We start from the raw sequence: 876 nt of genomic DNA, 5'->3' as shown, positions 1-876 counted from the left end.
GTCCCGGGCGAGCCGGGGCGCGTCGTGGGAGTGCCGGGGCAGCTCGACGGCGGCCACCCCCGAGTAGCCGATGTCCGCGAGCGTCGCGAGCACCAGCGGCAGGTCGATGTCGCCCTCGCCGAACGGCCGGTGCTCGTGGTGCGTGGCGGGCATGTCGTCGAGCTGCACGTTGCTCAGGTACGGCGCGGCGGCGCGCAGCGCCCCCTCGACGCCGCCGGGCTCCACCACGAGGCAGTGCCCCACGTCGACGGTGATGCCCAGCTCGGGCGGCGCGCCCAGGTCGCCCAGGAGCCGCAGCGCGTCGTCGACCGTCTCGACGAGCATGCCCGGCTCGGGTTCGAGCGACAGCCGCACGCGGCGCTCCCCGGCGAGCTCGACGAGCTCACCGACGCGCTCGCGGAGCCGGGCCCAGCCGTCGGCGGCGCTCGCGTCGTCGGGCAGGATGCCGGAGAAGAACGAGACGCACCGGGCGTCGAGGTCCGCCGCGATCTCGACCGCGCGCTCCAGGTACCGCATGCGCAGTGTGGCGTCCCGGTCCACGAGCGTGGGCCGGTGCTTGTGCAACGGGTCGAGCAGGTACCTGGTGCCGGTCTCCACGACCGTCGCAGCCCCGGTGCCCCCGCGCATCCGCCGTAGGTGGGCGCGCAGGGCGGTGACGTCGTCGCCGGCCAGGGGCGCGAACGGGTCCAGGTGCGGAAAGCCGAGCGTGACCGCGACGGCGTCGTACCCGACGTCGTCGAGCACGTCCAGGGCGACGCGGAGCGGGTGGTCCCCGAAGCCGTTCGTGCCGTAACCGAGCAGGAACGGGGGCCTCACGTGATGCTCACCCCGGCCCGGCCGCGACGGCGGCCCAGCAGGCGCAGCCCGTGGCCGGCC

1 protein-coding gene is annotated in these 876 nt (G+C 75.7%); it reads right to left on the bottom strand.

Annotated elements, in window-relative coordinates; all coding sequences use genetic code 11:
- A partial coding sequence (locus PROKR_RS29895; protein WP_036971570.1) for a sugar phosphate isomerase/epimerase family protein occupies positions 1 to 816 on the bottom strand: 816 nt, incomplete at its 3' end.
- Positions 817 to 876: the final 60 nt, after the last annotated feature.

The sequence above is a fragment of the Promicromonospora kroppenstedtii DSM 19349 genome, assembly GCF_000515355.1.
In the GTDB taxonomy this organism is placed as follows: Bacteria; Actinomycetota; Actinomycetes; order Actinomycetales; family Cellulomonadaceae; genus Promicromonospora; species Promicromonospora kroppenstedtii.
The sequence above is the reverse complement of the archived record's forward strand: the minus strand, read 5'-3'. Positions and strand labels throughout refer to the sequence as shown.